Genomic DNA, 17352 nt, shown 5'->3' on the forward strand with positions numbered 1-17352 from the left:
ATTAATCTTCGTAATTCTCAATACTCGGGCAAGAACAAACCAAATTACGGTCACCATACACATCGTCCACACGGTTCACACTCGGCCAGAATTTGTTTTCACGCACATAAGATAACGGGAAAACGGCTTCGTCACGGCTATATGCGCGGTTCCATTCGCCGGTAACATTGAAAGCGGTATGCGGCGCATTAACCAGAGGGTTATCATCCTTCGGCCACTCGCCGTTTTGTACTTTCAACGCCTCGGCCTTAATCTGCTTCATAGCGGCAATAAAGCGGTCAAGTTCGGCTTTGCTTTCCGACTCGGTCGGTTCGACCATCAATGTACCCGGCACCGGGAAAGACATGGTCGGCGCATGGAAACCGTAATCCATCAAGCGTTTGGCAATATCAACTTCGGTAATGCCGCTTTCTGCTTTCAAAGGACGCAAATCGATGATGCACTCATGCGCTACCCGTCCGTTTTTACCCGTGTAGAGTACGGGGTAATCGCTGCTTAATTCATGGGCGACATAGTTGGCATTCAACAGTGCCGATTCGGTTGCCAAACGCAATCCGTGCTTACCCATCATGGTAATGTACATCCACGTAATCGGCAAAATGCTAGCCGAACCAAACGGAGCAGCAGAAACCGCCCCCATGCCTTCGGTCGCTCCCGGAACAGGTGCGACACTATGGCTGGGCGCAAAAGGCGCCAAGTGTGCTTTCAAACCGATAGGCCCCATACCGGGGCCGCCGCCACCGTGCGGAATACAGAAGGTTTTATGCAGATTCATGTGCAACACGTCTGCCCCCACTTCCGCCGGCTGCATAATGCCGACTTGCGCATTCATATTCGCACCGTCCATATATACCTGCCCGCCGTTTTCATGAATGATACGGCAAATATCGCGGATACCCTCTTCGTACACACCGTGGGTAGACGGATAAGTAATCATCAGCGCGCCTAACGTATCTTTATACTGCTCGGCCTTGGCTTGCAAATCTGCAACATCCACATTGCCCGCTTCATCCGTATTGACCACAACAACCTTCATACCCAGCATTTGTGCGGTAGCCGGGTTGGTACCGTGGGCGGAGCGCGGAATCAAACACACATCACGCCCCTCCTCTCCACGGTCGGCATGATAGCGGCGAATCGCCAGCAAACCCGTATACTCGCCTTGTGCGCCTGAATTGGGCTGAATTGCAATAGCGTCGAAACCGGTAATCGCCTTCAATTGGTTTTGCAAACCCTCGATCATTTCCAAATAGCCTTCAGCCTGATCTTTCGGGGCAAACGGATGCAAATGTGAAAATTCCGGCCAAGTAATCGGCAGCATTTCTGCGGTTGCATTCAATTTCATGGTACATGAACCAAGAGAAATCATACTGCGGTTCATGGCCAAATCGCGTTCTTCCAGTTTTTTCAGGTAACGCAGCATTTCATGTTCGGTATGGTAGCTGTTGAATACCGGATGCTGCAGGATCTTATCTTCACGCAATAAGTTTTGAGCCAAACCGACAGTAACCTCTTGAGGCAAAGTAGCGGCTTTACCGGTAAACAACTCGGTTAAAGCGGCAAAATCACCCGCACAAGACTCTTCATGGAAGGCAACCGCCAAACGGCTGTCGCCGACACGGCGCAGGTTAAAGCCTGCTTTTAAAGCATTTTGGTAAATTTCGTCAGCCTTGCCGCCACATTCAACCAACACGGTGTCAAAGAAACTTTGGTGAACAACTTGCAGGTTGCCGGAAACCGCAACCGCAAAGGCATTGGCCATAGCATGGATACGGGTGGCGATACGCTTCAAACCTTCCGGACCGTGGTAAACGGCATACATACCGGCCAAATTAGCCAGCAATACTTGAGAAGTACAGATATTGGAATTGGCTTTTTCACGACGGATATGCTGCTCACGGGTTTGCAACGCCATGCGCAGGGCGGGCTTGCCCGAAGCATCTACCGATACGCCAATAATACGGCCGGGCGCGGAACGTTTGTCGGCGTCTTTAAATGTAAAATAAGCCGCGTGCGGACCGCCGAAGCCCATGGGCACACCGAAACGCTGGGTATTGCCCAAGGCGATATCCGCTCCTAAAGAGGCAGGCGACTTCAGCAAAACCAAACTCATTACATCGGCAGCCACTGCCACCACCGTGCCTTTTTGTTTCAAATCGGCAATCACACCGGATAAATCGGCCACATCACCGTCTTTACCGACATATTGGAACAAAGCACCGAAATAATCGCCTTCGGCAGCACTATCCAAGCCGCCCACCACCAATTCAAAACCAAAATAGCCGGCGCGGGTTTGCATCACGTCCAAAGTTTGCGGATACACACGCTCGTCTACAAAAAAGCGGTTGGATTTTGATTTGCCCACACGCTTGGCCATCGCCATTGCCTCAGCGGCAGCAGTAGCTTCGTCCAGCAATGATGCACCCGCCATTTCATGGCCGGTTAAATCGATACATACTTGTTGGAAATTCAATAATGCTTCCAAACGCCCTTGGGCGATTTCTGCTTGATACGGAGTATAGGCGGTGTACCAGCCGGGATTTTCCAACACATTGCGTAAAATCACATTCGGCAGTCGGGTCGGATAATAGCCTAAACCGATATAACTTTTATTGATTTTATTTTTAGATGCAATGGCCTTTAATTTTGACAAAGCGTCTGCCTCGCTGACCGCCTCGGGCAAGTCAAGTTCGGACGGCATACGGATACTCTCGGGTACAGTATTGTCAATAAATGAAGCCATATTCTGCTCACCCAAAGCCGCCAGTAGTGCCGGCTGATCCTTCAGGCTGATATGGCGGCCGATAAATTCTGTTGAGTTGAATAAATCTTTGAAATTCATTTGTTTTTCCTCTGTTGTTTCACAATACTGCAGTATAAGCCGTCTGAAACTTTCAGACGGCATTTATTCATTACCATGTTAACTGTGCTGCTTTGCCATCATGGTTCTCACCATGCCTTTGCCCGCAATCAATAGAGCCAATACCTGCACGGCAAACAAAGCTGCCACCACACCATGCCAACCGCTGTAGCGGTAAGCCAAACCGCATAGCCATGCACCCACGGTACCGCCGCTGTAATAAGCCATGTAGTAAAGCCCCGAGGCCAGCGAGCGTCCTTCGGTTACATTAGCAGCAATGTAACTGATGGTTGCCGCTTGGGTAATAAATACCCCCGACGACATCAAAGCCAATGCAACAATTACGGCCGGCAGCGGCGGCAACAAAGTCGCCGACACGCCCAATACCGACAGCCCCACCGCCATCATTACGGTGCGTGCGCTGCCAAAGCGGTTGATCAGCTTGGCAGAAAGCGGCGTAATCACCATACCGATCAAATACACGGCAAACAGATTGGCCAACTGACCACTGTTAAGCGCATAGGGTTCGTCAGCCAAATAAAGGTTGATATAAGTAAAACAGCCTACCAGCGAAAACAGTACGCAAGCACCCAAAGTACAGGACGTTATCACGTAGCGGTTATGCAAATGCCCTGCCAACGTTTGCAAGGCCATCTGAATATTCGGTTTCGGTACAAAGCGTTGCGAAGGCGGTAATTGCATCCAAACAAAAAACGCACTAACCAAGCTTAACGCCGCCATCACGTAAAAGGCCGGCCGCCAACCTATCCATTCGTTTAAATGACCGAGCATAAAACGCCCGGAAAAACCGCCCAATACAGTGCCCGACACATATAGCGACATCAACCTGGCCATCACCCTACCGCCGAACTCTTCACCCACATAGGCAATCAGCACCACGGTTATGCCTGGAACCGCCAATCCCTGCAAAAAGCGGTAAGCCATCATAGCCTCTATCGACCGGACTCCTGCCAGCAAAGCTGTCGGTACCGCTAAAAACAGTAACGAACCGACAATAAATACCTTGCGCCCGAGCGCATCGGAAAGCATACCCATAAAGGGCGACATTAAAGCCACACCCAACACCGTCGCCCCTACTGCCAATCCTGCCTGTACTTCACTGGCGTGTAAATCACGCACCAAAACGGGCAAAATTGCCTGGATCGAATATACTTGTAAAAAAGCAAACACGCCGATTAATGCGATGGCGAGCATCAGCAGTAATTTCGGATTATCGTCTTGCTTGGGTAAAGACATAGTGTTTCTTCGTTAACAGTTATATGTTTCAGACGGCCCGCATTACCTAGGCTTCAAGTTTGGCTTCCAACCATTTCGGTTTCGCCGCCAAGGTTTTTTCATAAACCGGACAACCGGGCTCATGTGCCCCGGGTAGATAGCCTGTACTCATTAAAAATTCATTCACAATCTCGCCGCCCACAAATTTAAATTGCTTTTTAAACAGTTTCACCCAAGCTTCTTTACTGCGCGGATGATGAGTATCCAGCCATTGCTTAAAAGAGCCGTATTGCTGCTGCAATAATAAAATTTGGCGTGCATTGTAAATAGCGGCGTCCACTTTCAAACGGTTGCGCACGATACCCGGATCGGCTAAGAGACGCTCACGATCCGTCTCGCCGTAAGCCGCTACGGCTGCAATATCAAAGCCCGAATAAGCCGTCTGAAAAGCCACCTGTTTTTTCAGGATCAAAGTCCAACTCAAGCCTGCTTGATTAATTTCCAACACCAACCGTTCAAACAACTCATTGTCATCCTCAATCGGAAAACCATAGGCATGGTCATGATAATGCTTGTTCGGATTATCGGTATCCGCCGGCAAGGCATTGGCATAATCGCAATAACTCATTTCCCACCTTTTTTACGGTTTGGCTATTGCCTTCGCCGCACAATCACTCTTATAGGCTTAATTCTGCAAAGCAAAATCCACGGCTGCCCGGGCATGAATCTCAGCGCTGTCGAACACCGGAAGCGGGCTGTCCTCGGGCTGTATCAGTAAGCCGATTTCCGTACATCCCAATATGACAGCCTGTGCGCCTTGAGCCTTCAGAGCCTCTATCGCTTCCACATAATAAGCTTTAGCTTCGGGCAAAATGCGGTTACGGCACAATTCTTCAAAAATAATACGGTGGATTTCACCTTGTTGGGTTTCAGACGGCACCAAAATTTCAATACCCAAACTCTGCATCCGCCGACTATAAAAACCGTCGCTCATGGTAAAGCGCGTACCCAGCAGACCGACAGTTCGCATATTTTCGGCTTTTAGCGCACTGGCAGTAGCATCAATCAGGTGCAACAACGGAATATCAACCGCCGCCTGAATATCATCAGCCACTTTGTGCATGGTATTAGTAGCCAACAACAGCACATCGGCACCAATATTTTGTAATTTGCGCGCACTGTCAGCCAACGCCTGCCCGGCTCCGACCCAATCACCGCTGCGCTGCATAGCGGCAATACGCTCGAAATCAACACTGTGCATCACGATTTCAGCATTGTGATTGCCGCCCAAAAGACGATTAATTTCACGGTTGATGATTTGATAATACAATACCGTACTTTCAGGGCTCATACCGCCGATAATACCGATAGTTTTCATCTTAAAACTGCCTTCATCAAACGGCTCGGCCTAATCCGTCCGCCTCCATCTCATATTCTGAAATCTACACAAAAACCGCACTCTGCCACCGATGGTATGCCAATCGCTCCAGCCTTCGGACTGATGATCCGGTACTGTTTTTGCAAAGACAACAGCCTTAAAATAAAAAGCCGTCTGAAAACCGGTTATCGTTTTCAGACGGCTTTTTCAATACTTAGCCAATCTCAGCCGCATATTGTTCGGCAGTCAACAGGCCGTCTAAAGCTGTCGCATCGGCCGGTTTGATTTTGAAGAACCAGCCCGCGCCGTAAGGATCGCTGTTGGCAGTTTCTGGGCTGTCTACCAACTCTTGATTGACTGCAACAACCTCACCGGCAATCGGCGCATAAACGTCAGATGCGGCTTTCACCGACTCCACTACACCGGCTTGGTCTTCGGCTGCCAAATTGGCGCCCACTTCGGGTAATTCTACAAATACGATATCGCCCAACAATTCCTGTGCGTGATGGGTAATGCCTACGGTTACCGAACCGTCTGCCTCTGCGCGCAACCACTCGTGGCTGGATACATATTTTAATTCTGCTGGGATATTGCTCATAGAAAACTCCTCAAAATTTATTAAATTAAAACGTTTAAAGAATTAATACTTATTCAATTTATCTGAATTGTTTACGACTATTTGCCTCTTTTAGATCTTGTTCGCTTGGAGGATAGATATCATACCAATCAAAGTTATAAACCGTTTCTCGTAAAGAGTTTAAATCTTGAGAAACTGGTATTTCTTCTCCTGGCAAGCCCGTTTCACTATTCACCACTAGAGTTGTTAAGGGTGGTAAGTTATTTTCATTACAATAAAAAGCAATATGTCCCAAAGTTCCCCCTAAAACCCCTGTTGCCTGATGTCCAAACATTAAAATAGAAAGGCTTTTATATGTATGTGTTTGTCGATTCATTGCAGCTGAAATCAAAATTTGCCACGCTTGCAATGCTCTCCCAGCTTGAGTCGAATTCGGATTAAATCTTCGTAGCATTTTTACTCCTCTATAAATTAAATACAGATTAAATACTCATAGATTTAAGATCTTAAAGATATGCTCAGATCGTCTGAAAACTATTAATCAAACTGCTTCTGCCCGTTACGCACGAACGGCAGTTTCAAAACGCGCACATCCACTTCTTTTCCTCGCAAAATTACTTTGGCGGTATCACCCGTATCTTTAGGTACGCGGGCAATGGCGATAGATTGTTTCAGACTGGGCGAGAATACGCCGCTGGTGGTAATGCCTTTGCCAAACTCGGTAACGACTTCCATACCTTCGCGCAATACACCGCCTTTTTCCAGCAGCAGGCCAACTTGTTTTACATCCACGCCTTTTTCTTTCAAAGCCACCAATGCGGATTTACCGACGAAATCGCGGGTTTCATCTTTCAGGTCAACCGTCCAACCCATACCTGCTTGTAGCGGACTGGTGTCGTCGTCCATGTCGTGGCCGTAAAGATTCATACCTGCCTCCATACGCAATGTATCGCGTGCGCCCAAGCCGCAAGGCTGTACGCCTGCTGCACGTAAAGCATTGAAAAATGCGGGAGCCTCACTACCGGGCAAAATCACTTCCACGCCGTCTTCTCCCGTATAACCAGTGCGGGCGACAAACCAATCGTTACCCAAATCGGCACCTTGGAATACTTTGAGGTTGTTAACGGTATCTGACCACTCCGGTTTAACCGTCAGCAGTTTTTCAATGGCTTTAGGACCTTGCACGGCCAACATGGCCAAATCGTAACGGGGAGTGATTTCGATACCGAATTCCTCGCCCACTTTGGCAAATTGTGCCAAGTCTTTTTCTCGGGTAGCGGCATTGGATACGATGCGGTAGGCAGTTTCGGCTTCGTTGGCGCGGTACACGATCAAATCATCCATCACACCGCCGTTTTCATTCAGCATGGCAGAATACAGGGCTTTTCCGACAAAACCCAGTTTGGCCACATCATTAGCGAGCAGTTTTTGCAGCCACGCTTTGGCTTGCGCACCACGAATATCGGAAACCAGCATATGTGAAACATCGAACATACCGGCATCTGTGCGCACGGCTTCATGTTCGACAATTTGGGAACCATAGTTTACAGGCAGCTGCCAGCCGGCAAAATCAACCAGCTTGCCGCCTGCCTCTTGGTGGGCAGAATAAAAAGGGGTGGTTTTCAGGGTAGTCATCTCAAGTTTCTCCATGTTTTCAGTTATTCCACAATAGCCATTTGCCTGAGCATAATCGGGCCAAAGGCAAAGACGGCATGCGTCGGATTTTTTGCAGCCGTTCTTTGTGCCTTAATTGGGACGCTCTTACTTCAATAAAGAAAAAACAGCATAGCAGGCCGCCGCGTTTGATTACACGCGCCCCTATCTGTCCTGATACCTGAGATTTTCAGCCGTAAAACGGCTTTCTCCCCTTCGGTGGGCGCAGCCGCGCCACTCTCCAGATTTTTTGTTGACAATATGCAGTCCTTTTACCTGAGCGATTTAAGGGTATCTGCGCCTTCGGTGGCACGCCGACGGGCGCACTCTCTCCTGCATATGCTTTCGGATTATGGCTGTATTTTCGCAATGCCGCAAGGCCTGATTTCCAAAACTTTACAAAATAATTTTACAAAAATTACTTTTAAACTGTTATTACTCAAAATCACAACATGAGGCCGGACAACACCACCCTAATCACACATTATTTTAAAAAATTAATTTTTTTAAACTATTGTATGTTAAATTAAATTGGAATATATTTAAGGACACATACATACTGGCATGTATGCCAAATAGAAGAAAAAAATAAGGAATCGAAAATGGCACAAATCACTTTAGATAAAACCGATCTCAAGATCCTCCAAGTCTTACAGGAAAACGGTCGTCTGACTAATGTCGAACTCTCTGAACGTGTGGCACTCTCTCCCTCCCCCTGCCTACGCCGTCTGAAACAATTGGAAGATGCGGGTATTATCCGTCAATATGCTGCCCTACTTTCTCCGGTTGCCGTACAACTCGGCTTACAGGCTTTTATCCGCGTGTCTATTGATAAAGCCAGCGAGTCGCGCGACCAATTTGCCTCTGCTATACAAACATGGCCCGAGGTACTAAGCTGCTTTGCCCTAACCGGAGAAACCGATTATCTCTTACATGCGTTTTTCACAGATATGAACGCATTCTCTCATTTCGTATTAGAAACACTCTTATCACACCCGGGTGTGCAAGACGCAAAGTCCAGCTTTGTCTTAAAAGAAATCAAAAATACAACTGCTCTGCCCTTGGGGCACTTAAACCAACAAGATTAAAGCCTTATTCTTACCATGTATAACACGACGGTGTGAACCGTCGTGTTTTCTTATTCCTTATAAACCATGACAACCGCTAGATCATTTTATTTTCAGACGGCCTCCAGATTCTCTATAAAATACATACATTAACTTTTAACGTCTTTTTCCACCTTTAATAGCATTCCTTTTTCGATTGCTACAGCTCACGCAATCATTTGGTAATAAATCCTAGCTTTGTTAAAATAACCAGCCCATATTCAAGCACTTCAAACACATTAAGATACCGATGAATGCCGACGACCAAACCATAATCCGACATACCTTAGTTTGGCTTGAAAAAGCCGTAATCGGATTAAATCTCTGCCCATTTGCCAAAGCACCCCATGCCAAAGGCCGTATCCGCATCAGCGTAAGCCACGCCAAGCATTTAGACGGTTTTTTAGAAGATCTTGACCGTGAATTACAATTTCTCGCAGAAACTCCAGCTGAAGAAACCGAAACTACCTTACTGGTACACCCAACTTTATTTACCGACTTTTTGATTTTTAATGATATGCTGGATTTGGCCGATGCAGCCATTACCGATAACGGGCTCGAAGGCATCATACAGATCGCACCGTTTCATCCCCGCTTCCAATTCGAAGGGACTTCTCCCGACGATATCAGCAACTATACCAACCGTTCGCCCTATCCTACCCTTCATCTTATTCGCGAAGACAGCATTGCCAAGGCAACCGAAGCTTTTCCCAATGCTGCGGATATTTTCGAACGCAATATCGCCCTTTTAGAAAATATGGGGCATGAAGGATGGCGTAAACTTGAGATTCCCACTTGTCCGTTACATTCCAAACAAACGGAAACCACATGATACGCTGGCTATTTGCGGGCTGCGGCATAATTGCCCTGACTCTGGGCATTATCGGAATTTTTCTACCCATACTACCCACTACTCCTTTTGTTCTCCTTGCTGCCGGCTGTTGGGCGAAGTCTTCCCCTCACTTTCATCATTGGCTAAGCAGACATCGTTACTTCGGCCCTATCATTAAAAATTGGGAAACCCGTCGGGCCATTCCTAAAAAAGCCAAATATTTGGCCTTCAGCATGATGGCTTTTTCATGTTTGCTGCTATGGGTACGATTTCCTATGCAATGGTGGATAGCAATCGCTACAATGGTTTGCATTTCGGTAGCTTTTTGGATGTGGCGATTACCGGACGCTTAGTCAGTCCCTATCCTTTCAAAAGCACCAAATCAGCTATCCAATTTATTTTTATAAGTTTTTTTAGCCAACCAATTAAATAAAACTGCAAAATTGTCGGCAAAAACGGGCAAGTGCAGTATAATGCGGCCTTTCCCTTTACAATTTCCGGGATAAATTAAAATCAACAAGTTAACTTTTACAGAGGTTAACACATCAATTTCGATTACCCTTAACGGAAAAGGATAGCCGATGCGCCTTCACAACGCTCTTATCCCCATGCTGCTCATGCCGCTGTTTGCACAAGCCGCCTCTTTTGACGGCGCCAGCCTAAGCCTGATTTGGGGTCTGCCCTTTGCCCTCATTTTGCTTTCAATCGCCTTATTTCCATTATTGGCGCCACACTTTTGGCATCATCATTTTGGTAAAGTGACGGCCTTTTGGACCATACTCTTTTTGATTCCGCTTATTATTTTTTATGGCTTCGGTGCCGCCGTGCATACCATTGCACATGCATTGATCGAAGAATATATTCCTTTTATCCTGCTTTTATTGGCACTCTACACCATATCGGGCGGTATTTTAGTTTGGGGTAATTTACACGGCAGCCCTAAAACCAACACTACTATTTTGGCTATCGGAACCGTTTTGGCATCATTAATGGGCACTACAGGAGCTGCCATGCTCTTAATCCGTCCGTTACTGAAAGCCAACGATAACCGCAAACACCGTGTACACGTGGTGGTTTTCTTCATTTTCTTAGTTGCCAATATCGGCGGTGGTCTCACTCCTCTGGGTGACCCACCTCTGTTTTTAGGCTTTTTAAAAGGCGTAGACTTTATGTGGACGGTGCAACACATGCTCCCTCCCGTATTTATCAGCGCCGCCATTTTGCTGCTTGTGTTCTACTTGCTAGACAGCTATCTGTATAAAAAAGAAGATGAAGTCAGCGATACGGATCCGACTCCCGACAGCCCGTTGAAAATCTTCGGCAAATGGAATTTCCTACTGCTTTTGGGCGTAGTTGGTTCGGTACTGATGTCAGGCTTGTGGAAGCCCGACCATCCCGGTTTTGAAATTCTCGGCAGCACCTACCAATTGCAAAACCTAGTACGCGACCTGATTTTACTTGCTCTTGCCGGTATTTCCTTAGCAATTACGCCCAAGCAAGTTCGCGCGGGCAATGAGTTCAACTGGGATCCTATTTTAGAAGTAGGTAAACTCTTCCTTGGTATTTTCATCACCATCGCCCCTGTATTGGCAATCCTTAAAGCCGGCGAGGCCGGTGCGTTCCGCGGCTTGATTTCAATGGTACACGATGCAGACGGCAACCCCGTCAACACCATGTATTTCTGGATGAGCGGCCTACTTTCAGCTTTCTTGGACAACGCTCCTACTTATTTAGTGTTTTTCAATATGGCAGGTGGAGATGCCCAGTCACTAATGACCGGCCCGCTGTTCCATTCATTACTGGCTATTTCTATGGGTTCGGTATTTATGGGGGCTCTAAGCTATATCGGTAACGCACCGAACTTTATGGTGAAATCAATTGCCGAACAGCGCAAAGTCAAAATGCCGAGCTTTTTTGGCTATATGGTTTGGTCCTTCGGCATTCTGGTACCCATATTCATTTTGCACACTTTTATTTTCTTTGTTTTCCAATGGTTCTAAGCAAATAAAAACACCATAGAAAAAAGGCCGTCTGAAAAAATATTCAGACGGCCTTTTCACTTCCTACACAATCACAATCGGCTTAGTATTTTACTTGAGCTTCACTGCCGTGCCACTCACGCTCACCATCATCATCATCGAACCACTTTGGCCGATAACTTCATAATCAATATCCACTCCGACCACGGCATCCGCACCCAGCTTACGGGCATACTCCTCCATCTCCGCAAAAGCAGTTTCACGCGCATTACGCATTTCACGTTCATAAGCACCGGAGCGGCCACCGACAACATCTCTAATAGACCCCAAAATATCTTTGAAAATATTGCTGCCTAAAATAGCTTCTCCGACAACAATATCCAAATATTCGGCAATCTCGCGGCCTTCAATAGTGGGCGTGGTGGTTTTCAACATTACAAATTTCCTTATAAATCACTTAATGTACAATTAAACATGGTTCCAATACTCTCTTTTTCAAGACGTCATAACGTATTTAAAAACCAACTCACCCAATAAAAAGCCGCCTAATTAAGGCGGCACGATGTAAATACCTTTCCTTTACTCAGCCCCACATTTTCCAAAGCATTTGCGCAGCAATAACCAAAAGTAATAGACCAAAAGCCAATTTCAACTTTTCAGACGGCAGCTTATGCGACACCTTCACACCCAACGGAGCAAACAATACCGTGGCCACACTTAAAACTACTACTGCAGGCAAATACCAAAATCCCAAACTGCCGGCCGGCAAACCCGCTACACCCCATCCGGAAATCAAATACCCCAATGCACCGGCTACGGCAATCGGCCAAGCCAAACCAGCAGAAGTGCCCACGGCACGATGTACGGGCACATTACAGTACAACATGAAGGGCACCGACAACGAACCGCCGCCAATCCCTACCCAGCTGGATATCAAGCCAAAGAGCGCCCCTACGCCGCTCAATCCCATACGCTCAGGCAAATGCCGGCTGGGTTTAGGTTTTACATTGGCCAGCGTACGCAAAGCAATCACCACGGTAAATACAACAAAAAAGATTTGTAACGCACGGTTAGAAATAAACTGAGCTAATATCGCACCCAATACCACCCCCGCCACCATGCCCGGAGCCATATTACGCACAATATGCCAATCTACTGCCCCTTTACGGTTTTGTGCCAACACGCTGGAGAAAGTCGTAAACACCATCACAGCAAAAGAAGTACCAACGGCAATATGCTGGGCATGCGATAACCCCTGCAATCCTTGAAGCTGCAACACCCACAACACCACCGGCACAATAATCATACCTCCGCCGATACCCAGCAAGCCTGCAATAAAACCTGCGAAAGCACCTACGGCCAACATGGCTAAAATAATTTCAATGGTCCACATATATTTTCAGGCGGCCCCTCACCGCAACTTAACAGACAACCACTCAGGCCGTCTGAAAAAAGCCGCTCCATCAAAATGAAGCGGCTCTACAAATCCCGTACAAAACCAAAAAAACAGCCGATTAAAATCATTTCAACCAGCTGCCAGCCTTGCACTTATTGGCGCTGCTTCCACCATTTGTAGCCAAACATCACATAGCCCGACAAACTATAGCCCAAGAAAAACAGAAACAGCACTAAAGAAGGCTCCATTGCCACTACCAACAGCAACAACATGGCCAAAATCATCGCTACAAAGGGAACTTTCCGGCGTACATTGATTTCTTTGAAACTCCAAAACGGAATCTGCACCACCATCGACAAACCGGCAAACAATGTAATCAATAAACAGAACCACTTAACGCCGGGCAAACTTTCATAACTATGGTTAACCCATATCAACCCTACCACCAATGCCGCGGCAGTCGGGCTGGGAATACCAATAAACCAACGCTTGTCCACCTTACCGATCAGCGTATTAAATAATGCCAAACGCAAAGCCGCACATGCGCAATAAATAAACGCAACCGAATAGCCGATTTTACCAAACTGCCAAAGTTGCCATTTATAAGCAATCAACGCCGGAGCCAATCCGAAACTTACCATATCAGCCAAACTGTCAAGCTGCTCACCAAACGCACTTTGACTATTGGTCCAACGTGCCACACGACCATCCATCCCGTCAAGCAGCATAGCGATAAACACTGCAACTGCTGCCGTTTCATAATGACCGTGCATAGCTTGAGTAATGGCGAAAAATGCCGAAAACAACGCCGCTATCGTAAAAGCATTTGGTAACAGATAAATGCTGTTTTGCCGAAGCTTGGCGCGGCGGCTGAAATCGGGGGAATTAGAATTTTCCGTTGACATAATCTCCTCAGGCCGTCTGAATCTCCACAGCCGAAACAACCGTGAAGTAAAAAGGATACGAACGGTTGATTATACCGCATATCGACATGATACGCGGCTACTAAAAAGTCTTATTGAATTCAACAAATAAACGATTCTTCTGATAAGTATAAAAAGGATCGTTGCTGTTATTGCGCTGATGAGAAAATGTCAATCTCGGAGTAATACCTCTAAAGTAAACTGCCCGATGCCATATCGAAATAGAAGCCGCCAACTCAGAATCTTGTCGCCTATCATTTTCACTAAAGAAACTTGGTGCTTGATAGCGGCGTTTTGCATACCCCACTTGAGCACGCCCAGACAACCCTGAAGCCCACTCATATCCTAAACCGGCTCGTACCCCATAGCGGTTAAAACTATCACTTTTATCTTCCGGATTACGCTCCTGATAATGATCTCCGCCTAATAGCCAATATTGTTTAGCAGACGGATAATACATCCAAGATATTCCTATCAGATGTGACTTACTATCGGATCTTTCCCGTTGTTGGTTTTTCAAACGACTCATCTCTCCTACCGTGGCTAGCTGGAGATTTGATAACAACCAATGATTCCAATAGCTTCTGATCCCATTGGTGTAACTATAAGCATCATTTCCATACATACGCCGCTCATGAAAAGGTATCACACCCAGATCGTTACGGCTATCTGCCCAGCCTATTCCCGCACCGATACGCATTGTCAAATCATTATAACGGCTATAAGAAGGATAATCCTTACCGGATAAATCTGCAGTAAATTTAAAATAGTAACCGTTACTTAAAGAAAACTTTTTATCTGCACCCGCCTGATAACTTAAAGCCAATGCATCAATAGGCTGATCAAAACGCCACCCACGATAACAATCATCATTCGGATCCTCTGCTTTGGCATCCGCGCATTGATTCTGCTCCAAATATTTACCTAAATATTGCTGTTGCGGAGCCTGATTTATATTACTTTCACGTATCACACTGATACCGGCATATGTCTGCCAAGCATCACGCTCACGCAACGCTTGCCGATAATGTTCAATGCCTTCACGCACAACTTCAGGCAGGCTTTCCGCCTGCAAACGATCAAATTGATCCGCCGCAGCCTCATTTTGCTGATCTTCAAATAAGGCCTGTGCCATTCTGAAGCGCAACATAGGAGCATCAGGTTCTGCTGCAACCAATTCACGATATAGCCCTACTGCTTCATTTGCCCTACCCTCAGACTGAGCCAATACGGCTTGGGCAAATTTTGCCAAACCTTCATTATGCTGCGGCCACATACGGTAAACAGGCAATAACACCTTAATCCCAGGAAAGTTTCCGGATGCAACGGCAGATTGCATAGCTCGCTCCAGTAAAGCAGGATTATTCACTAAATCTGCCTCATTCACTTCAATTACTGGCATATCTTTTGTGACAGCCTCCACATGGCGATACTTGCCTAGTTGAGGCTCAGGTATATTCAGTTTGAGTTCAGGCGTATTCTGGGGAAGCCCCACATCATTTGCCTTCGGAATAGTCTCCGCTATTACAACTCCGCTACTAACAATATAAGTCAGCCCTAAAAACAATACCGATTTGAATATTGACTTATTCAAAAATGATATCCCCCCTTAAAGATAAAAACACACGAAAACAAGAAAAACCGCTTGAAATCAAGCGGTTTTCTAAATCAACCATTATTATTGACGCTTGGCACCATAGCCGCCGATCAGCTGCTGGTCCTTACCGCTCAAACCGTAAGTACCGCCGATCTCCGCAACAGAAGCACCTCCGTAAAACTTACCATTCAATGTACCGCTCAAAGTATTGTCAGCTGTATTGACCGTACCTTTAAATGAGTTTTCATTATTTCCCCATTTGGCAGTTCCCGTTAAGTTATATTTATCTGCAGGTGTGGAAACACGTATACCGTTTTGAGCCTTATGAATTTGGGAATCGCTGGTTGCAAAGCGAATACCTTTTTTCGCAAAGTCCGCTACAGCGGTTACCTTAGAAGTCAGTTGGTGATTGCCTTCTTTATTAACTAAGTAAGCCGTTGAAATACCTTTGTAGGTGGCAGTACCACTGATAGGCATCTCATTGACAGCAGTTTCATCACCCAAACTTTGATAGCCATGAGAAATGCCATTATTCGGATCAAAGTAATGTGCAAAGGTCTGATAAGTCCAACCTGCCGCTGCCGGATCATGAATCACCACCTGAACACCATTTTCAAACTGAATGGCATAAACTCCATCAACTGCTTTATCAAACATTAAACCATTAACATCCTTTTTAATGTAATTGATCTCGTTCAGGATATTGACTACCTGTCCAGCCATATTCTGTCGGCGAGCCATATAGTCTGTATAAATTGGTTCCCATTTATCAATCTCTTGTTGCGCTTTTATCTTTGCTTTCAGATCAGCTTCCTCATCCTCTAAAATCTCGCGCGCAGCTTTTAACTTGTTAAAAATAGGTATGATTTCTTCATCTAAAGAGCTTTTTGCAACAGAATAATATCCCTTTTCCTCACCATATAAAGGGCTGATATTTTCGATGGTTGTCCCTGCAGAACTTGCTTTTGCAACGGCAGAATAAGGTGTTAAATATCCTACAGCTGTATCTGCACTCAGTACTGCACCATCTACAATAAGACGATCATTTGGTTTTAAAATTAGGCTGCGAATTAAACCAATTTGCGTATCGACCAACGCAGGCTTGCCATCCACTTTTCTCAACTGCATATGAGGGTTATGTTGCTGAGCACTATCCGATTTAATAAAGTGAGTATGCAACGGTACAGGTAAATTCAAAGCTGGCAAACTATTATTATCTTCAATACTATCTAAATTAGTATCGGCAGTATTACTGCCTACATTATTATTTTGAGCTAATGATTCTGCCGCTTTAAGCAATTCTAACAATTTGTCTCTACTGGCCTTAGGAACCAGGCTCTTTTGAGCATTACTAAGATTTGTATAGTTATTTAATACGGCTTTCAATGCTTCCGTATGCTCTACAGTTAGATCCTCAGCACTCGGTAAAGCCTCAATTTGATCCATCACTTGACGTACTTCCCGAGCATTTGCAAGCAACTCTGTATTTAAAGATGTCCCACTTGCGCCACTACCTCCACCGCCGCCTCCGCAAGCGGTCAATACGGCTGCACAAATTGCTGTCATGACTATATTTCTGATAGGCGTTTTCGATCCCATAATATCCTCTTTAAATATTAAAAACTCAATACAGAGCAAAAGCTTTTCTAGCTAATCATTACAAAATATAACGTAATTATAGATACTTTATCTTTTTATTCAACAATAAAACATCCGACATATGCATTATGATTGCCAACAAGGAAAATAAAGCCTTACAGGTCGGGCATCTCATGCCGAAATATAAAAAATCTTTTCAGACGGCCTGTCGGCTTA

16 protein-coding genes and 1 riboswitch are annotated in these 17352 nt (G+C 46.0%); of the genes, 4 read left to right on the forward strand and 12 right to left on the reverse strand.

Features of this window, described 5'->3' with window-relative positions:
• Position 1 precedes the first annotated feature (1 nt).
• The 7 genes from gcvP to gcvT form a co-directional block, all read right to left on the reverse strand.
• Positions 2–2842, reverse strand: coding sequence for an aminomethyl-transferring glycine dehydrogenase (gene gcvP / locus LVJ86_RS09145; RefSeq protein ID WP_047761392.1), 2841 nt, complete (start codon positions 2840–2842; stop codon positions 2–4).
• Positions 2843–2920: 78 nt separating this feature from the next.
• The gene (locus LVJ86_RS09150) at positions 2921–4117 is read right to left on the reverse strand and encodes an MFS transporter (protein ID WP_047761393.1); all 1197 of its coding nucleotides are present in this window, start codon (positions 4115–4117) and stop codon (positions 2921–2923) included.
• Between the two features lie 46 nt (positions 4118–4163).
• The gene (locus tag LVJ86_RS09155) at positions 4164–4724 is read right to left on the reverse strand and encodes a DNA-3-methyladenine glycosylase I (RefSeq protein ID WP_047761394.1); all 561 of its coding nucleotides are present in this window, start codon (positions 4722–4724) and stop codon (positions 4164–4166) included.
• Between the two features lie 57 nt (positions 4725–4781).
• Positions 4782–5474, reverse strand: a complete 693-nt coding sequence (locus tag LVJ86_RS09160; RefSeq protein WP_047761395.1) for an aspartate/glutamate racemase family protein — start codon at positions 5472–5474, stop codon at positions 4782–4784.
• A gap of 214 nt (positions 5475–5688) precedes the next feature.
• Entirely contained in the window at positions 5689–6072 is a 384-nt protein-coding gene (gcvH, locus tag LVJ86_RS09165; protein ID WP_047761396.1) for a glycine cleavage system protein GcvH, read from the reverse strand.
• A gap of 58 nt (positions 6073–6130) precedes the next feature.
• Positions 6131–6460, reverse strand: a complete 330-nt coding sequence (locus LVJ86_RS09170) for a hypothetical protein (RefSeq protein ID WP_152667061.1) — start codon at positions 6458–6460, stop codon at positions 6131–6133.
• Between the two features lie 128 nt (positions 6461–6588).
• Entirely contained in the window at positions 6589–7686 is a 1098-nt protein-coding gene (gene gcvT, locus LVJ86_RS09175) for a glycine cleavage system aminomethyltransferase GcvT (RefSeq protein ID WP_047761398.1), read from the reverse strand.
• A 272-nt stretch (positions 7687–7958) separates the two neighbouring features.
• A riboswitch (glycine riboswitch) is annotated at positions 7959–8050 on the reverse strand.
• Positions 8051–8306: 256 nt separating this feature from the next.
• Between gcvT and LVJ86_RS09180 the strand changes: the two genes are divergently transcribed.
• From LVJ86_RS09180 to LVJ86_RS09195, 4 genes are all read left to right on the forward strand, one after another.
• Complete coding sequence (locus LVJ86_RS09180; protein ID WP_047761399.1) at positions 8307–8792, forward strand: Lrp/AsnC family transcriptional regulator; 486 nt, start codon at positions 8307–8309, stop codon at positions 8790–8792.
• Between the two features lie 268 nt (positions 8793–9060).
• A complete protein-coding gene (locus LVJ86_RS09185; RefSeq protein WP_047761400.1) occupies positions 9061–9642 on the forward strand; it encodes a DUF1415 domain-containing protein in 582 nt (193 codons plus the stop codon).
• The gene (locus LVJ86_RS09190) at positions 9639–9995 is read left to right on the forward strand and encodes a YbaN family protein (RefSeq protein WP_047761401.1); all 357 of its coding nucleotides are present in this window, start codon (positions 9639–9641) and stop codon (positions 9993–9995) included. The genes LVJ86_RS09185 and LVJ86_RS09190 overlap by 4 nt, the downstream gene beginning before the upstream one ends.
• Positions 9996–10223: 228 nt before the next feature.
• Positions 10224–11642 (forward strand): sodium:proton antiporter, encoded by a 1419-nt coding sequence (locus LVJ86_RS09195; protein ID WP_047761402.1) that lies wholly within the window; start codon positions 10224–10226, stop codon positions 11640–11642.
• A gap of 90 nt (positions 11643–11732) precedes the next feature.
• On the opposite strand, the gene LVJ86_RS09200 is transcribed toward LVJ86_RS09195, so the two are convergent.
• The 5 genes from LVJ86_RS09200 to LVJ86_RS09220 form a co-directional block, all read right to left on the reverse strand.
• Positions 11733–12056, reverse strand: a complete 324-nt coding sequence (locus tag LVJ86_RS09200; RefSeq protein ID WP_047761403.1) for a heavy metal-binding domain-containing protein — start codon at positions 12054–12056, stop codon at positions 11733–11735.
• 148 nt (positions 12057–12204) lie between these two features.
• Complete coding sequence (locus LVJ86_RS09205) at positions 12205–13014, reverse strand: sulfite exporter TauE/SafE family protein (RefSeq protein WP_047761404.1); 810 nt, start codon at positions 13012–13014, stop codon at positions 12205–12207.
• 155 nt (positions 13015–13169) lie between these two features.
• Positions 13170–13922, reverse strand: a complete 753-nt coding sequence (gene pssA / locus LVJ86_RS09210) for a CDP-diacylglycerol--serine O-phosphatidyltransferase (protein ID WP_047761405.1) — start codon at positions 13920–13922, stop codon at positions 13170–13172.
• Positions 13923–14022: 100 nt separating this feature from the next.
• Complete coding sequence (locus LVJ86_RS09215) at positions 14023–15534, reverse strand: surface lipoprotein assembly modifier (protein WP_235284614.1); 1512 nt, start codon at positions 15532–15534, stop codon at positions 14023–14025.
• A gap of 84 nt (positions 15535–15618) precedes the next feature.
• On the reverse strand, positions 15619–17103 hold the full coding sequence (locus tag LVJ86_RS09220; protein ID WP_053008349.1) for a transferrin-binding protein-like solute binding protein: 1485 nt from the start codon (positions 17101–17103) through the stop codon (positions 15619–15621).
• Positions 17104–17352 lie beyond the last annotated feature (249 nt).

The sequence above is a fragment of the Neisseria arctica genome, from assembly GCF_022870905.1.
In the GTDB taxonomy this organism is placed as follows: Bacteria; Pseudomonadota; Gammaproteobacteria; order Burkholderiales; family Neisseriaceae; genus Neisseria; species Neisseria arctica.